Raw genomic sequence first — 15,262 nt, 5'->3', positions numbered from 1 at the left:
CACACGATGCCTACCGACATAGAGCGCTGCCATGAACGATAACGACCTGCGCCTCACGGCGCCCGATGCAAGTCTCTACAACGCCGATCTGGCGCCGCTGCCCCATGCCGAACGCCGCTGGGGCGCCTTCGAGATCTTCAATGTCTGGGCCAACGATATCCAGAGCCTGTTCGGCTATACCCTGGCCGCGTCATTGTTTCTGAGCTACGGCCTCAACGGCTGGGCGGTCATGGCCGCCATCATCCTCGCCGGCCTGGTGGTCATGGTGCTGGTCAACCTGACCGGACGCCCCAGCGTCAAATACGGCATTCCGTTTCCGGTGGTGGTACGCGCCAGCCTCGGCGTGCACGGCGCCAACCTGCCGGCGATGCTGCGCGCGGTGATCGGCATCTTCTGGTACGGCGTGCAAACCTACTTCGCCTCCACGGCCGTCACGCTCTTGCTGACCGCGCTGGGCGTGCCGGAGGGCGGCCAGTTCCTGGGGCTGTCGAGCGTGGCCTGGCTGGCCTTCGTGGTGGTGTGGGCCTTTCAACTGGCGATGTTCTGGGCGGGCATCGAGCGCATCAAGCACTTCCTCAACTGGGCCGGACCGCTGGTCTACGCGGTCATGATCGTGCTGATGGGCGTGGTCTGGTGGCAAGCCGGCGCCTCGCTGCTGCCGGCCATTGGCAACATCTTCAGCGGCAACAGCGACGCCGCCGGCAGCGCCGTCGGTGCCTTTTTCACCGTTGTCGGCACCATGATCGCGTACTTCGCCGCGGTGGTGATCAACTTCGGCGACTTCGCGCGCTTCGTGAAAAGCGAGCGCGCCATGCGGCTCGGCAACTGGCTCGGGCTGCCGCTCAACGTCGCGGTGTTCTCGTTCATCGCCCTGATCATCACCGCCGGCACGCTCGCCTTGTTCGGCGAGGCACTGACCAACCCCTCGGACATCGTCGACCGCGTCGATAGTCTGCCGCTGACGATCGTCGCCGCGCTGACCTTTTTCGCTGCCACCGTGGGTATCAACCTGGTCGCCAACTTCATTCCCCCCGCCTATGACTTGTCCAACCTGTTCCCGCGCCGCATCAACTTTCGGATCGGCGGGCTGATCACGGCGATCATCGCCTTCTTCATCGGGGCCTTGTGGGTCAGCGTGATCAGCCGGATCGGCATTCCCGGCTTCGTCAACGCCATCGGCGCCGTCATTGCGCCGTTCTACGGCATCATCGTGATCGACTACTACGTCATCCGCCGAGGCCGACTCGACGTTCAGGCGCTGTTCTCCACCGCACCGGGCAGTGCCTATTACTATCAGAATGGCTGGAACCGACGCGCCCTGATCGCCTTCGCCGTCGGCGCGCTGTTCTCGCTGGCCTCGGTCTGGGTGCCGGCGCTCGCCGCACTGGAAGGGTTCGCATGGCTGCTCGGCGCGAGCCTGGGAGGTGCGTGCTACTACGCCCTGATGCGCGGGCACACCGTGTCCACCGCGCCGTCGGGTGCGCCATGAAACGGGCGTGACCTGACGACACCCCATCGCCACCAGGGAACGACGCGAGGCCGATGCCGGCCTCGCGTCGTTTTTACCCGCCCAGCACCACTCACCCACGCCGCCGTGGCGGTAGCATGCCTGTCTCGGGCGGAGGACCGGTGGTCTCGCGGACCACCAGTTCGGGCGGCATCATTTCCCGCACCGCCGGCTGACGGTCGCCGGCGATGCGGGCCAGCAGCAACTCGCTGGCGCGATCGCCGATCAAGTCGGTGCGCACGCGGACACTGGTCAGAGCCGGCGCCGAATAGGCAGCGGCGCCCATGTCGTCAAAGCCGGTCACCGAAAGGTCGATGCCCGGGCGCAGCCCCCGCCGATAGCAGGCAGCCAGAACCCCGAACGCGATCACGTCGGAAAAACACACGATCGCCGTAGGCGGTGTCGGCAGCGCCATCAACTCGTCGAGCATGCTATCGCCAAAGGCCAATGACGTCGGGCCGTGGTGCATCGTCGCGTCATCGATCGGCAATCCTGCGGCGTCCATCTCGCGGCGAAAGGAGCGCTCGCGATCGTGCGCCGTGGAGGTATCGCCCCCTCCGCCCAGCCAGGCCAGGCGGCGGTGCCCCAGGGCATACAGGTGCTCGAACAATAGCCGGATGCCGCGTTCATCGTCGTTGATCACCCGGTCGAACGCCGTATCGGCGACATCGCGCGAAATCAGCACCAGTGGAAAATCGCGCAGATGACGCACGCGGGGGCCTTCCAGGTCCGCGCGCGACGTGCCCTCCACCGGGACCAGAATCAATCCGGCGGCACCGTGTTCGGCCATCTGGCGGATGAAGCGAGCCTGGATCGAGGGTGTCTCATGGGCATGACAGAACAGCATCATGCGTCCCGCCTCGCGGAAACGGGTCTCCATATGGCCGAGGAATTCGGTGAAGAAAGGGTTGCTCAGGTCGTTGAGGCAGACCGCCACGGTGCCGCTGTCGCCACGTCGCAATCCCGCCGCATGTCGATTGTAGACGTAACCCAGTGCCTCGGCGGCCTCCTGGATACGTGAACGCGTCGTCGCGGAGATACGTGGATCGTCGCGCAGGGCCAGCGATACCGCGGAGACGGTAACGCCCACCCGATCAGCGATAGTCTTGAGGGTCGGTCGACGCGTCATGCAAGAGTCCTGTTCCGGCGGGGCCCTGGCGAGGGCCCGCTGTCGAAGCCTGTCGGCGTGATGGTCGTGGCGCCGCGAGCAATCTCCTCACCAGCGGCCTCGGCGATGGTATGCCACTGGTTCGCTACTTTCAGCCCCCGGGCACAACGACCAAGGTCGCATTGGTTCAATCGATTGAATTGCGTAAAACGACTTACCGGGGGTGGCCAGGGGCGTACAGCGGCCACCAAAGGATTGCCAGGCGATACTTGCGGGAGCCCATCATGAACCATGTACGTTCGATCCTATCGACCGCCACCACGCTGGTCTTCGGCGTCGCAGCAGCGGCGGCATCATCGGCAACGGAAGCAGCCACGCCCAACCAATGCGACTGGCAACCCGACCGCGCCGTAACGGTCATCGTCCCCTGGGGCACCGGCGGCGGCACCGACGCCAATGCCCGCCGCTTGGCCAGCCTGCTGGAGGATGAGATGGGCGTGCCCTTCAACGTGGTCAACCGGACCGGCGGCAACGGCGTCGTCGGGCACACCATGCTCGCCCGCGGCAAGCCAGACGGCTATACCATCGGCGCCGCCACGGTCGAAATCGACACCATGCACTGGATCGGCCTGACACCGCTGACCTACCGGGACATCACGCCCATTGCCCTGATCGATCGCACTTCGCCGGGCGTACTGGTCGCCAAGGACTCGCCCTATGCGTCGCTCGACGACCTGCTCGATGAGGCGCGGAACAATCCCGGCGAACTGACAGCGTCGGGTACCGCCCAGGGCGGCATCTGGCACCTGGCCCTGGCCGGCATGCTCAAGGCCGAGGGGCTCCCCCCGGATGCCATTCGCTGGATACCCAGCAAGGGGGCCGGTCCGGCGCTCAAGGAACTGATGGCTGGCGGCGTCGACGTCGCCACACCGGCGCTCTCCGAGGCGCTGCCGCTGGTCGAGCAGGGCGAGATCAAGGCACTGGGCTACATGAGCGAGGCGCCGATGGAACAATTGCCCGACGTGCCGGCAACCGGCGAGACCCTCGACAGCGGCTGGACGCTGGGCGCCTTCGTCACCATCAGCGGCCCCAAGGGGCTGCCCGACGAGATCGCCTGCGCCTACGAACAGGCCATTGACCAGGCCGTACACAGCGACGCCTGGGCCGAATTCAAGCAAAGCCGTGGCGCACCGGTGGTCTTCGAGAATCGCCAGCAGACCCGGCAGACCCTGGCCGAGGCCGACGACAAGCTGGGGGACGTCATCCAGTCCATCGGCCTGGCCCAGTAACGCTCGGCATGCCAAGCGGAAAACGCGGAGACTTCCATGGCACATCATGATCGCCTGTCGGGCTGCTTGCTGATCCTCTTCGGCGCGCTGGTGCTGTGGCGCGCCGCCGGCTTTCCGACCATGGCCGGGCTCGTCTACGGGCCCGGACTGTTCCCGTCGATCGCAGCCATCGGCCTGATGGGGTGCGGCGCCATCATCGCGCTAGGATCGCGTCGATCTCCATCGTCTACGGAAGCGACGTCTCCCGCGTCTCGCATCTCGCGCCGCCGTGCCAATGCCCGCATGGCGAGCCTGATCGGCGTCGTGCTCGGCTACGCCCTGCTGATCGAACCGCTCGGCTTCCATGTCGCCTCGCTGTTGCTGGTCGCCGCCGCAGCGCGCATCTTCGGCCTGTCATGGGGGCGTTGCCTGCTGCTGGCCGTGCCCCTGGTGATGGCGGTTCACTCGCTGTTCTATTCGCTGCTGCACGTCCCGTTGCCGTGGGGCGTACTGACTCCCGTGGCCTGGTGACCCCATGTTCATCGAGACGCTTGCCAACCTGTTCTCTCTCGAATACCTGGCGGTAATCGCCGCCTGTACCCTGTACGGTACCGTCGTTGGCGCCATGCCGGGCCTGACCGCGACCATGGCGGTGGCGCTGCTGGTGCCCTTCACCTATTTCATGAATCCGTTGATGGCGATCAGCGCGATCGTCGCCACGACCTCGACGGCGATCTTCGCCGGCGACATCCCCGGCGCGCTGATGCGTATTCCCGGCACGCCTGCCTCGGCGGCCTATGTCGAGGATGCTCACCGCCTGTCGCTCGCCGGTCGGGCCCGATCGACGCTGTGCGTATCGCTGCTCGCGGCGTCCATCGGTGGCCTGGTGGGCGTTGCCATTCTGGTGTTGATCGCGCCACAGCTGGCACGGGTGGCGATGCAGTTCTCCAGCTATGAGACCTTCTGGCTAGCCTGCCTGGGTCTGAGTTGCGCCGTCATGACCAGCAATGCCGACGTGGCAAAGAGCTTCGCCAGCCTGTTCCTGGGGCTGTTCATCGCCTCGATCGGCATTGATGTCGCGGTGGGCTACCCACGCTTTACCTTCGGCAACTACGAACTCTACGACGGCATCAGCTTCATCCCCGCCATCATCGGCCTGTTCGCGCTCAGCGAGATTCTGCGCAGCGCCCGCTTCGGCGAGAGTGGCACCCGCGTCACCGCCAAGCAGGAGCGCCTGCCGACGGCCTTGCGCGAAACGCTGGCCACGTTGCGCCGCTACAAGCGCAACGTGGCCCGTTCGAGTGTGCTGGGCACGTTGATCGGCGCCCTGCCCGGCGCCGGCGCGGACATCGCCGCCTGGATCTGCTATGCCGTATCGCGGCGCTTCTCGCGTCAGCCCGAGCGTTACGGCCAGGGCCATGTGGAAGGCATCGTCGATGGCGGCAGCGCCAACAACGCGGCGATCGGCGGCGCCTGGACGCCAGCGCTGGTCTTCGGCATCCCCGGCGACAGCGTCACCGCCATCGCGATCGGCATTCTGCTGCTCAACGGCCTGACTCCCGGCCCGCGCATCTTCACCGATTCACCGGAACTGGTGCACACCCTCTACGGCGCCTTCGCACTGACCAACCTGATCATGATCCCCGCCGGGCTGCTGGTCATTCTCGCCGCCAGCTGGCTGCTGCGCATTCCACGTCGCGTGCTGATGCCGATCGTGCTGCTGTTCTCGCTGGTGGGCGCCTACGCCATCACCAACTCTGCGATCGCCATCTGGATCGTGCTGGCGCTCGGCGTGCTGGGCTATGCGATGGAAGCCAACGGTTTTCCACTGGCACCTGCGATTCTCGGCATCGTGCTGGGCGGCATCGTCGAGGACAACTTCATGACCTCGATGCTCAAGGCTCAGGGCGATCTTCTGGCCTTCTTCGAACGTCCCTGGGCAGCGACGCTCGGCACCCTGACCTTGCTCGTCTGGGTATTGCTGGTCTGGCGCGCCACCCGCGACACCCTGCGCCGTCGCTCGCCTACTCCACCCAAGGAATCGTCATCATGAAACGACACAACCCCACCAAGGCGGCCCTGCGCGAGGGCCGCACCGTCAGTGTATTGTGGCTGGAAAGCGCCAGCCCCGATCTCGCCGAAGCCGCCGTCGGCGCCGGCTGGAAAACCGTGCTGATCGACAATGAACACGGTGTCTCCAGCCTCGAGCACACCTCCCATCTGGTACGTGCCGTAGAGGCAGCCGGGGGAGAGGTCGTCCTGCGCATTCCCGCCAACGATCCAGCCTACCTGAAGAAGGTCCTCGACATGGGGGTTCGTTCGATCATGGTACCGATGATCAACAACGCCGCGCAGGCCCGGGCGTTCGTCGATGCCTGTCGCTATCCGCCCCAGGGCAACCGCGGCTACGCAGCACCGATCGTGCGGGCCTCGGGCTATGGGGCGATCGACGACTACGCCCGCCACGCCAACGACGAACTGCTGCTGATCGGCCAGATCGAGCACGTCGAAGCGGCCCGCGATGTGGACGCGATCGCTGCCGTCGACGGCCTCGATATGCTGTTCATCGGTCCCAACGACCTGGCTGGTTCGCTGGGCAAGCTGGAGCGACTCGAGGATCCCGAGGTGCGCGAGCTGATCGGCGAACTGGAGCAGCGCATCGTCGCCGGCGGACGCTGGATGGGCACCATCACCGGCCCCGGACGCAATGTCGCCACGCTCAGCGAAAGCGGTTACCGCTTCGTCGCCGGCCCCAACGACATCGCCCTGTTCGCCAGCACTTTGCGTGACGAGGCCAATGCCTGGCGGGCACGCTCAGCGGACTTCGACACCGTCTAGACAGCCCCTCGTCGCGCTTCAGCCAGGCAACGAACGCAGCCCGGCGATGGCATCTCGCCCTGATGCGCGGGCACGACGTGTCCACCGCCCTGTCGGGAGTGCCATGAAGGCGTACGGTATCTTGAATGTCCCGCCGGCGACGGCGGGGCATCAGCCGAGCGCGCCGTCGAAGATCCGCTTCAGGTCCGGGGTTTCCTCGGGCGCCTCGGCAATGGAGAGCGAGGCTTCGATGGCCTTGAGGTGGCGCTGCATGAAGGCGCGGGCACGCTCGCCGTTGCCGCTTTCGAGGTGGCGAATCAGTTCGTCGTGGTCGTGCGACTCGCAACCGAGGTGGCCGGTGTTGCCGTAAACCGCCAGGATCAGCGACGAGCGCGAGCATAACCGGCCGACGAATTCGCTGAGCGTGGCGTTGCCCGCCAGCTCGGCCAGACGCACATGGAAGGCCGCCGACAGCTTGATCGCCTCGCTCTGCTTGCCGGCCTTGAGTGCCTGACGCTCGCGGCGCGCGTCGTCGCGCAGCCGCGCCACATCCGCAGCCGTGGCCCGCTGCACGACCTGCTCCATCAGTCCGCACTCGACCAGTTGCCGCGCGGCGAAGACATCGCGCGCTTCCTCGGCGGTCGGCCGCGAGACGCTCGCGCCGCGACGTGGCGTCAAGGTGACGAGATGCTCCAGGGCCAGGCGTTGCAGGATCTTGCGGATGCCGGTGCGGCTGACACCGAAGACGTCCGACAGGGCATCCTCGCGCAGACGCGCACCGGGCTGCAGGCGATGTTCGATGATGGCGTCACTGATCGCACGATAGATGGCGTCATGACGCTGCGCACCGTCGCCGGCCTTGCCCTCGTTGCGACGCGTTTTCTTGGCGGCATGCGCCTGACGTGACTCGCTCATTCACGGCTCCCGAATGCATTTGCGCTGATCATCGCATTGCCCGCCCGACATCAGCTACCGCGGTAGGTGGAATAACCGAAGGGGGACAGCAACAGCGGGACATGGTAGTGGGCGCCCGCATCGTCGATGCCGAAGCGCAGCGGAATCCGCGCCAGAAAGCGCGGCCCCGTCGGCGGGACCTCATCCTGGCGATCGAGATACTCGCCGGCCTCGAACAGCAGCTCGTACTCGCCCACCCGGAAGGCTTCGCCCTCCAGCAGCGGGCCATCGCAACGGCCATCCTCGTTGGTCACGAACTCGCCCAGCGCCTGGCGGGTGTCACCATCGAGCCGATACAGCGACAGGCGCATGCCGCGTGCAGGGCAGCCCCGAGCGGTGTCCAGAACGTGCGTGGTGAGATAGCCCATGGTCACTCCTTGCGATCGTCGGCGGGCATCGAGCGGCAGCCCGGGATGGACGCCCGTGGCGCCACCGCTTACCCTGATTTTTGTATACAACAATCCCGAACAACATAGCATCAGGAGACGCGCATGCGCCATGCCCTGCTCTCGCCGCGCCCCACGCAACTCGACCGCGAGGCCTTCGTGGCCGCGTATGGCGGCATCTACGAACACTCTCCGTGGATCGCCGAAGCGGTATGGGACGCCGGCCTCGACACCCGCCACGACAGCCCCGCGGGTCTCGCCGGGGCAATGGCCGCCGTGCTTGACGCCGCCCCCGCCGAGCGCCAGCTCACGGTCATCCGCGCGCACCCCGACCTGGCCGGCAAGGTCGCGCTGGCTGGCGGGCTGACCCAGGCCTCGAGCCAGGAACAGGCCGGTGCCGGGCTCGATCAGTGTACCCCGGACGAGCTGGCCCGCTTCGAGCGCCTGAACGCCGCCTACCAGGCACGCTTCGGCTTTCCCTTCGTGATGGCGGTCAAGGGCTACCACCGTCACGAGATTCTCGATGCCTTCGAGCTCCGCCTCGCGCATGGGCCCGACGAGGAACGCCGTTCCGCCATCGCGCAGATCCATCGCATCGCGCGACTACGCCTGGACGCCCATGCCACCTGAAGGCCGTCCTGCATCGGAATGAGCGGCAGCGTGCGTCTTTGGTGGGCTGGCGAGGCAGCGGAATTCATGGAAGAATTTTCCATGAATGCTTCGTGAGAGAGAGCCAGGCGTGACGGAAAGCAAACGCAAGACGGTCGGACGCCCCGCCGGCAACGGCAAGGCCGCCAGCGGCCACAGCCAATCGCTGGTGCGGGGCCTGAATATCCTCGAAGGGCTCGCTGCCGCTCCCGGTGGGCTGGCCCTGTCCGATATCGCCCAGATCGTGGGTCTGGCCCCGTCGACCACGCACCGCTTGCTGCAGGCGCTCCACCAGCAGGGCTTCATCGCCCAGGACGCGGAGATGGGCGTGTGGCATATCGACGCCAAGACATTCCGCGTGGGCAATGCCTTCCTCGAGGCACGCGATTTCGTCGCCACCGCCCGCCCCTTCCTGCATCAATTGACGGCGGAGACCGAGGAAACCGCCAACCTGGGTATCCGGGATCAGGGCATGGCCGTGTTCCTCGCCCAGAGCGAGTCGCCGCAGATGATGCGCATGATCACGCGGCTGGGCTCACGTGCCCCGCTGCACGCCTCGGGCGTCGGCAAGGCCCTGCTCGCCTGGCTGCCGCGCGACGAGGTCGAGCGCATCCTCCACACGCGCGGCCTCGACAAGGTGACGCCCAATACCCTCGACACCCCATCCCGCCTGCGCGACGCCCTTGGCGAGATCCGCCGCCAGGGCTATGCCTGCGATCGCGAGGAACACGCCATCGGCCTCAACTGCGTTGCAGCGACGCTGCACGACGAGAACGGTCTGCCGCTCGCCGCCATCTCGGTGTCCGGTCCCGCCGCACGCATTCCCGAAGCACGGCTCGCCGAACTCGGCGGCCTGGTGAGCCGAGCCGCCCGCGAGATCACGGCGCGCCTGGGCGGGCGACTGCCCGGCGCTCAGGACTGAGCAGACAGGCTAATTTAGTCTCAGCCTTCTCATTAGAAACCTCTCACTATCGTTGCTTGATTGGCTGGGGCTTCTCTTCCACCCGCGTCATGAACGACCTGGCACCCTTGGCGGCCCGCGAAGGATAACGCCTGTCGCCCATCTGATCATCGGGGAACCTGCAGCGACAGAGCTGATGGGGTATGCACTTCCCTACTAGAACCCCCTATCAACATGAGCCTGATTCACTTTTAGGTGGGAATTCTTCATTGGTGGTGGAAGCCACGGGGCTGCCAAAATGCGGCCTCGATTGAAGACGCACACCACCCCCGAGGCATTCATCCATGACGCAAGACCTGATCACCCAACGACTCGACCAGGGCCCCCTGATCTGTGCCGAGGGCTTTCTGTTCGAGCTCGAACGGCGCGGTTATCTCTCCGCCGGTGAGTTCGTGCCCGAAGTGGCGCTGTTGCGCCCGGACGCGCTGGAAGCGCTGCATCGCGATTTCCAGCATGCGGGGTCGGACGTCGTTCAGGCGTTCACCTACAACGGCCACCGCGAAAAAATGCGGGTGATCGGCAAGGAAGAGCTGCTGGAACCGCTGAACCGGGCTGCGTTGAAGATCGCTCGCAAGGTGGCCGATGAAAAGCCCGGCAACCTGATGGCCGGCAACATCTCCAACAGCAACGTCTGGGACCCGGAAGATCCGGCCGCCCAGCAGAGCGTGCGTGCCATGTTCGACGAGATGGTGCAATGGGCCGTCGAGGAAGGCGCCGATTTCATCATCGCGGAAACCTTCTACTATGCCGGCGAAGCCGAAGCGGCCCTGGCAGCGATCAAGGCCCAGGGGCTGCCTGCCGTCGTCACTCTGGCGCCGATGGCCGAGAACCGCATGGTCGATGGCCTCGGCATCGTGGAAACCTGTGTCGCCCTCGAGCAGCAGGGCGCCAGCGTGGTCGGCCTGAACTGCTTCAGAGGGCCGGACACCATGCGCCCCTGGATCCAGCAGATTCGCGACGCCGTTACCTGCCATGTGGCGGCACTGCCGGTGACCTATCGCACCACCGAGCAGGAGCCGACGTTCTTCAACCTCTCCGACAATCAGGGATGCAGCTGCCCGGCGCCCCACGGACGCGCCTTCCCGACCGCCCTGGACCCGCTGTTCTGCAACCGTTACGAGCTCGGCGCCTTTGCGCGCGACGTTCATGCCCTGGGGGTCAATTATCTCGGCGTATGCTGCGGGGCATCGCCGATGCACGTGCGCGAAGTGGCCATGGCCGTGGGGCGTGAACCGGAAGCCGCCCAATTTGCTGAGCGCATGGAGAACCACTTCATGTACGGCTCCCATGAGCGCTTGCCGGAGCATATCGCCGCCCTGGGGGAAAAGGCCTAAGTCATTATTCATGATGAATCGGTTGCTCGGCTCCATAACCACCGAGCAACCGATGTATCTCATGTCAGAGACGGTCGAACGTAAGATAAGCGTTCAGGGGCAAGATCGATCTGGACCAACATGGGCCAGATAGCCCCGCCCCAGGCGGCCTGGGGCGGTGGCAAGAAAAGCGGAATAGGCCATGAACGTGATCCCCAGGGCCTGACTGCCTAGCAGGAATTGAAGCAGGTGATGGCGCCCGTAGAGGCCTGAGCGCCTCACCGAAAGCGACGATCGCCCCCCCTCTCGGTTCAGGTATTGAGGATCACGCCGCCGTTGAGATGCAGCGTCTGGCCGTTCATGTAGGAAGACTCCTCGCTGGCGAGGTAGACGTAGGCGGGGCCCATTTCACTGGGCTGGCCGGCGCGGTCCATGGGCACCTGGCCTCCGAAGCCGGCGACCTTGTCCTCGTCGAAACTGGCGGGGATCAGGGGCGTCCATACCGGGCCAGGGGCGACGGCGTTGACGCGAATGTCGCGATCGACCAGGGACATCGCCAGCGAACGCACCAGCCCCTGGATGGCTCCCTTGGTCGCCGTGTAGTCGATCAGCGTGTCATTGCCCTTGAAGGCATTGACCGATGAGGTGGCGATGATGGTGTCGCCCTCGTGCATGTGGGGCAGCGCGTACTTGGCCATGTAGAAATGGCTGAAGACATTGGTCTGGAAGGTCCGCTGTACCTGGTCGTCGGGAATCTGCGTGACATCGTCCCAGTCATACTGCTCGGCGGCGTTGTTGACCAGGATATTGACCGCGCCGAAGCTCGCCAGCGTCGTGTCGACCACATGGCGACACAGCACCGGGTCGCCGACATCGCCTTGCACCAGGACGCACTCGCGCCCCTCGGCTTCGACCAGCGCCTGGGTATCCTCGGCGTCGCGCGCTTCGTTGAGATAGACGATGACGCAATTGGCGCCCTCGCGGGCGAAATGCACTGCCACGGCACGACCGATGCCGCTGTCGCCGCCGGTGATGATGGCGACCTTGCCGTCGAGCTTGCCGGTGCCGCGATAGCTGTCGCGGATGTACTCTGGCTCGGGCCGCATGGCATGTTCGTCGCCGGGCTGGTCGGCCTGTTCCTGCGCGGGGAAGTGTTGCTCGCCCATGTCATTCGCTCCTTGAATGGTGGGAACTACCATGTCTCACCATAGAAGCCGCCGACGTCCAGGCCAAGCGAACCGTACCGGTCGGGCGCCGCATCGCGTTCGCTGAAAGCAACGGATGAAGCCGGGGTCCGGGATGCGTACACTACGCGCAGCGATCCCCTGCGCCACTTGCGAGGCTACCGATGAGTCCCCACCTGCTTTCCGTCGATTCCCTGTCCCGCGATTACGTCGAACACCTGATGCAGCTCGCCGGCCGCATGGAGCCCTTCGCCCAGCGGCGCAAGGTGACCCGCGTGCTCGAGGGCGCGGTGCTCGGCAACCTGTTCTTCGAAGCCAGCACACGGACCCGCATCAGCTTTCACGCGGCGTTCTCGCGTCTCGGCGGCAGTGTCTGCGACACCACCGGCTTCACCTTCTCGTCGATGGCCAAGGGTGAGTCCCTCTACGACACCAGCCGCGTGATGGGCGGTTACGTCGATGCCATCGTCCTGCGCCACCCCGACCAAGGCGCCGTGGCGGAATTCGCCGAGGCCACGCGAGTGCCGGTGATCAACGGCGGCGACGGCCCCGGCGAGCACCCCAGTCAGGCGCTGCTGGACCTCTACACCATCGAGAAGGAATTCACGCGCCTGGGCAAGCGTCTCGAAGGCGCGCACCTGCTGCTGACCGGCGATCTCAAGCATGGCCGTACCGTGCACTCGCTGATCAAGCTTTTGTCGCTGTTCGACCCGCTGCGCATCACGCTGGTATCGCCCCCGGGGCTGGAAATGCCGCGTCACTTGATCGATCTGGTCGCCTCGCGAGGACATCGCGTGGAGCAGCGCGAAAGCCTGGCCAACGATTTCGGCGACCTCGACGTGATCTACACCACGCGTATCCAGAAGGAGCGCTTCACCGACGAGATGTCGGAGACCTTCGCCGGCATCTCCCAGGACTTCATCGTCGATCGCGCCTTCCTCGACAAGCGCTGCTCGCCGACCACCATCGTCATGCACCCCCTGCCGCGCGACAGCCGTCCCGGCGCCAACGATCTCAACGTCGACCTCAATGGCGACCCGCGCCTGGCCATCTTCCGCCAGGCCGACAATGGCATTCCCATGCGCATGGCGATCTTCGCCAACCTGCTGCGCGTCGAGGATTACATCGAACGCGACGCCCAGGACGTGCGCTGGTTCGTGCCGCCGACCTTCGGCGTCGACGACCGCACGTTGTAGGCCCGAGCGCCCCGGGCCGAGCGCAAACGGTTGTTCTGCCAGGCCTAGGGGCGCGCCTGCCAGAACAGCGAGAACAGCTCCGACTGCGAGTTGATGCCCAGCTTGGCGTAGAGATGTTTCTTGTGGGCGCGTACGGTTTCCACCGAGATCGCCAGCCGTCGGGCGATCTCCTTGGTCGAGCTGCCGCCCAGCATGAGCTGGCTGACCTCGCGCTCCCGCTCGGTCAGTGCGTAGCGTGAATCCAGCTCGCGCGGCGTGCCGGGACGGGGATGCCAGGGATGCGGCCCCGGCGGCGTGCCGTCCTCGCCCTCGAACTCGAAATGCATGCGCTGGCGCATCAACGCCAGCATCCAGGGCTGGATGAGGCTCAACAGCCCCAGCGCGGCATGATCGAAGGCCCGGGTCGAACCCAGCGAGAGGCACAACGTCCGCTCGGCGTCGAGCGGGCAGTTGAACTGCACCTCGTCGGCGACGATGTTGCGCTGGAAATAGCGCTGATAGTACTCGGTGTGGCGGAAGCGCTGCGGCGCCACGTCGGCCAGGGTGTAGAGCCCCTCGCGGGCACGCCCCTTGGCGTCGATGTAGAACGGGTCGAGCAGGTACAGGCCACGCTGGTAGTCCTGGAAGAGCGCCTCGTCGGCGCCATCGTCCTCGTCGCTTTCGGCGAGGATCCGGGGCGGCCGATGATGGTGGAAGATCAACGCCACCCAGGTATCGAAGGCAAGGTGCGCGCCGATCGTGCGGACCGCCGCCAGCCAGAAATCGGGGGCATCCAGCGACGCGGCCAACCCGCCGAAGGCACGATGCCAGGCCAGGCTCTCCAGGCTGGTCTGGCCGGGGGCGGACGTTGCCGGCTGCGGCTCGCTTGTCATGTCGCTCTCCTCGGCGCTCTTCCAGGCATGCTCTTCGGCCCTCTGTTCGGCACGCTACCGGCCATGCTCTTCACAACGCTCCTCGCTCCCCCCGCAGGGGTAACCCCGTCGGGGAATGGTCACCGCCGTGTGATGACGGATACTGAAAGGCATCCGATACCGACAGCCATACAATACCTTCGGAGTTTTTCATGCAGATAGCCTTGGCACAACTGGCCGGGCGCGAGGGTGACATCGCGTACAACCTCTCGCGAACGCTGGCCTGCCTACGCGACGCCGACGCCGAGACATCCCTGATCGTCTTTCCCGAAACGCACCTCACCGGTTTCGCCGAACCCGGGCACGTCGAGGATCGCGCCCTGGCGCTGGAGGGGCCTGAGCTCAACGCCCTCGTCACCGCCAGCCGCGAGCAGGACACCGCGCTGGCCGTGGGCTTTCTCGAGCGCGACGCCGAAGGCGTCTTCAACACCACCGTACTGATCACCCCCGAAGACGGCATCGCGCTGCGCTATCGCAAGGCGCACCTGTGGCCGGACGAGCGCCAACTCGTCGGCGAGGGCCACCGCGTGGGCTGCGTCGAGTGGCGCGGCCTCCAGGTGGGTCTCTTGATCTGCTACGACCTGGAGTTCCCCGAGCCGGCGCGGGCACTGGGGCAGCTCGGCTGCGACCTGCTGCTGGTCACCAACGGCAACATGGACCCCTACGGGCCGGTGCATGCGCGCGCCGCCCAGGCCCGCGCGCAGGACAATCATTACTTCGTCGCCATGACCAACCGCGCGGGAGAAGGCGCGGGGCTGACCTTCGCCGGCGAGAGCGCACTGGTCGCCCCGGACGGCGAGACGCTGTTCCGCGCCGAGCGCGAGGAAAGCGTGACCACGCTGCAGCTCGACCTGCAACGCTTGCCGGCGGCACGGCGCGATTACGACTACCAGCAGGACTGCCGCATCGGGCTGCAGGGCCGGCGCGAGGATATCGGGCGCGGCCGCTACTGGCATTTCTGATCCCAGGCACTCGCAACCCTCCCTCAACCAGTCGCAACGACCACGAG

Annotated in this window: 15 protein-coding genes; 10 read left to right on the top strand and 5 right to left on the bottom strand. The window is 65.9% G+C overall.

Annotation, left to right across the window (positions count from 1 at the left end; all coding sequences use genetic code 11):
• Nucleotides 1–31: 31 nt before the first annotated feature.
• Nucleotides 32–1,489 carry an NCS1 family nucleobase:cation symporter-1 gene (locus tag CSAL_RS00390; protein ID WP_011505385.1) on the top strand — a complete coding sequence of 486 codons (1,458 nt, stop codon included), beginning with the start codon at nt 32–34 and terminating at the stop codon, nt 1,487–1,489.
• A 91-nt stretch (nt 1,490–1,580) separates the two neighbouring features.
• Here the strand turns inward: CSAL_RS00390 and CSAL_RS00385 are convergent, their stop codons facing one another.
• Nucleotides 1,581–2,636, bottom strand: a complete 1,056-nt coding sequence (locus CSAL_RS00385) for a LacI family DNA-binding transcriptional regulator (protein ID WP_011505384.1) — start codon at nt 2,634–2,636, stop codon at nt 1,581–1,583.
• A gap of 263 nt (nt 2,637–2,899) precedes the next feature.
• Here CSAL_RS00385 and CSAL_RS00380 point away from each other — a divergent pair, with 263 nt between their 5' ends.
• The 4 genes from CSAL_RS00380 to CSAL_RS00365 are packed head-to-tail and all read left to right on the top strand — an operon-like array spanning nt 2,900 to nt 6,721.
• Nucleotides 2,900–3,904, top strand: a complete 1,005-nt coding sequence (locus tag CSAL_RS00380) for a tripartite tricarboxylate transporter substrate binding protein (protein ID WP_011505383.1) — start codon at nt 2,900–2,902, stop codon at nt 3,902–3,904.
• Nucleotides 3,905–3,940: 36 nt separating this feature from the next.
• Nucleotides 3,941–4,414: a tripartite tricarboxylate transporter TctB family protein gene (locus CSAL_RS00375; protein WP_011505382.1), complete on the top strand. Its 474-nt coding sequence runs from the start codon at nt 3,941–3,943 to the stop codon at nt 4,412–4,414.
• 4 nt (nt 4,415–4,418) lie between these two features.
• Nucleotides 4,419–5,936 carry a tripartite tricarboxylate transporter permease gene (locus CSAL_RS00370; RefSeq protein WP_011505381.1) on the top strand — a complete coding sequence of 506 codons (1,518 nt, stop codon included), beginning with the start codon at nt 4,419–4,421 and terminating at the stop codon, nt 5,934–5,936.
• Nucleotides 5,933–6,721 carry an HpcH/HpaI aldolase family protein gene (locus tag CSAL_RS00365; protein WP_011505380.1) on the top strand — a complete coding sequence of 263 codons (789 nt, stop codon included), beginning with the start codon at nt 5,933–5,935 and terminating at the stop codon, nt 6,719–6,721. Before CSAL_RS00370 ends, CSAL_RS00365 begins: the two co-directional genes overlap by 4 nt.
• A gap of 150 nt (nt 6,722–6,871) precedes the next feature.
• On the opposite strand, the gene CSAL_RS00360 is transcribed toward CSAL_RS00365, so the two are convergent.
• Both CSAL_RS00360 and uraH read right to left on the bottom strand, forming a co-directional pair.
• Nucleotides 6,872–7,615 carry a GntR family transcriptional regulator gene (locus tag CSAL_RS00360; RefSeq protein WP_011505379.1) on the bottom strand — a complete coding sequence of 248 codons (744 nt, stop codon included), beginning with the start codon at nt 7,613–7,615 and terminating at the stop codon, nt 6,872–6,874.
• A gap of 50 nt (nt 7,616–7,665) precedes the next feature.
• Nucleotides 7,666–8,022, bottom strand: coding sequence for a hydroxyisourate hydrolase (gene uraH, locus CSAL_RS00355; protein ID WP_011505378.1), 357 nt, complete (start codon nt 8,020–8,022; stop codon nt 7,666–7,668).
• Between the two features lie 123 nt (nt 8,023–8,145).
• Here uraH and uraD point away from each other — a divergent pair, with 123 nt between their 5' ends.
• The 3 genes from uraD (at nt 8,146) to CSAL_RS00340 (ending at nt 10,983) form a co-directional block, all read left to right on the top strand.
• Nucleotides 8,146–8,670, top strand: a complete 525-nt coding sequence (uraD, locus tag CSAL_RS00350; protein ID WP_011505377.1) for a 2-oxo-4-hydroxy-4-carboxy-5-ureidoimidazoline decarboxylase — start codon at nt 8,146–8,148, stop codon at nt 8,668–8,670.
• A 109-nt stretch (nt 8,671–8,779) separates the two neighbouring features.
• Entirely contained in the window at nt 8,780–9,610 is an 831-nt protein-coding gene (locus CSAL_RS00345; RefSeq protein ID WP_035414006.1) for an IclR family transcriptional regulator, read from the top strand.
• Between the two features lie 323 nt (nt 9,611–9,933).
• Nucleotides 9,934–10,983 carry a homocysteine S-methyltransferase family protein gene (locus tag CSAL_RS00340; protein WP_011505375.1) on the top strand — a complete coding sequence of 350 codons (1,050 nt, stop codon included), beginning with the start codon at nt 9,934–9,936 and terminating at the stop codon, nt 10,981–10,983.
• 290 nt (nt 10,984–11,273) lie between these two features.
• Here the strand turns inward: CSAL_RS00340 and CSAL_RS00335 are convergent, their stop codons facing one another.
• Nucleotides 11,274–12,128, bottom strand: a complete 855-nt coding sequence (locus CSAL_RS00335; RefSeq protein ID WP_011505374.1) for an SDR family oxidoreductase — start codon at nt 12,126–12,128, stop codon at nt 11,274–11,276.
• A gap of 182 nt (nt 12,129–12,310) precedes the next feature.
• On the opposite strand from CSAL_RS00335, the gene pyrB reads away from it, so the two are divergent.
• Nucleotides 12,311–13,342 carry an aspartate carbamoyltransferase gene (pyrB, locus tag CSAL_RS00330; protein ID WP_011505373.1) on the top strand — a complete coding sequence of 344 codons (1,032 nt, stop codon included), beginning with the start codon at nt 12,311–12,313 and terminating at the stop codon, nt 13,340–13,342.
• A gap of 44 nt (nt 13,343–13,386) precedes the next feature.
• On the opposite strand, the gene CSAL_RS00325 is transcribed toward pyrB, so the two are convergent.
• On the bottom strand, nt 13,387–14,214 hold the full coding sequence (locus CSAL_RS00325) for a helix-turn-helix transcriptional regulator (protein WP_011505372.1): 828 nt from the start codon (nt 14,212–14,214) through the stop codon (nt 13,387–13,389).
• Nucleotides 14,215–14,405: 191 nt separating this feature from the next.
• Here CSAL_RS00325 and CSAL_RS00320 point away from each other — a divergent pair, with 191 nt between their 5' ends.
• On the top strand, nt 14,406–15,215 hold the full coding sequence (locus CSAL_RS00320) for a carbon-nitrogen hydrolase family protein (protein ID WP_011505371.1): 810 nt from the start codon (nt 14,406–14,408) through the stop codon (nt 15,213–15,215).
• Nucleotides 15,216–15,262 lie beyond the last annotated feature (47 nt).

Origin of the sequence: Chromohalobacter israelensis DSM 3043 (assembly GCF_000055785.1) — a bacterium.
Lineage (GTDB): Bacteria > Pseudomonadota > Gammaproteobacteria > Pseudomonadales > Halomonadaceae > Chromohalobacter > Chromohalobacter israelensis.
The sequence above is the reverse complement of the archived record's forward strand: the minus strand, read 5'-3'. Positions and strand labels throughout refer to the sequence as shown.

Coding starts and splice junctions, on each gene's coding strand:
- CSAL_RS00360 (WP_011505379.1), bottom strand. CDS start 7,615: ATGAGCGAGTCACGTCAGGCGCATGCCGCCAAGAAAACGCGTCGCAAC.
- CSAL_RS00390 (WP_011505385.1), top strand. CDS start 32: ATGAACGATAACGACCTGCGCCTCACGGCGCCCGATGCAAGTCTCTAC.
- CSAL_RS00380 (WP_011505383.1), top strand. CDS start 2,900: ATGAACCATGTACGTTCGATCCTATCGACCGCCACCACGCTGGTCTTC.
- CSAL_RS00320 (WP_011505371.1), top strand. CDS start 14,406: ATGCAGATAGCCTTGGCACAACTGGCCGGGCGCGAGGGTGACATCGCG.
- CSAL_RS00370 (WP_011505381.1), top strand. CDS start 4,419: ATGTTCATCGAGACGCTTGCCAACCTGTTCTCTCTCGAATACCTGGCG.
- CSAL_RS00325 (WP_011505372.1), bottom strand. CDS start 14,214: ATGACAAGCGAGCCGCAGCCGGCAACGTCCGCCCCCGGCCAGACCAGC.
- CSAL_RS00335 (WP_011505374.1), bottom strand. CDS start 12,128: ATGGGCGAGCAACACTTCCCCGCGCAGGAACAGGCCGACCAGCCCGGC.
- CSAL_RS00375 (WP_011505382.1), top strand. CDS start 3,941: ATGGCACATCATGATCGCCTGTCGGGCTGCTTGCTGATCCTCTTCGGC.
- pyrB (WP_011505373.1), top strand. CDS start 12,311: ATGAGTCCCCACCTGCTTTCCGTCGATTCCCTGTCCCGCGATTACGTC.
- CSAL_RS00365 (WP_011505380.1), top strand. CDS start 5,933: ATGAAACGACACAACCCCACCAAGGCGGCCCTGCGCGAGGGCCGCACC.
- CSAL_RS00340 (WP_011505375.1), top strand. CDS start 9,934: ATGACGCAAGACCTGATCACCCAACGACTCGACCAGGGCCCCCTGATC.
- uraD (WP_011505377.1), top strand. CDS start 8,146: ATGCGCCATGCCCTGCTCTCGCCGCGCCCCACGCAACTCGACCGCGAG.
- uraH (WP_011505378.1), bottom strand. CDS start 8,022: ATGGGCTATCTCACCACGCACGTTCTGGACACCGCTCGGGGCTGCCCT.
- CSAL_RS00385 (WP_011505384.1), bottom strand. CDS start 2,636: ATGACGCGTCGACCGACCCTCAAGACTATCGCTGATCGGGTGGGCGTT.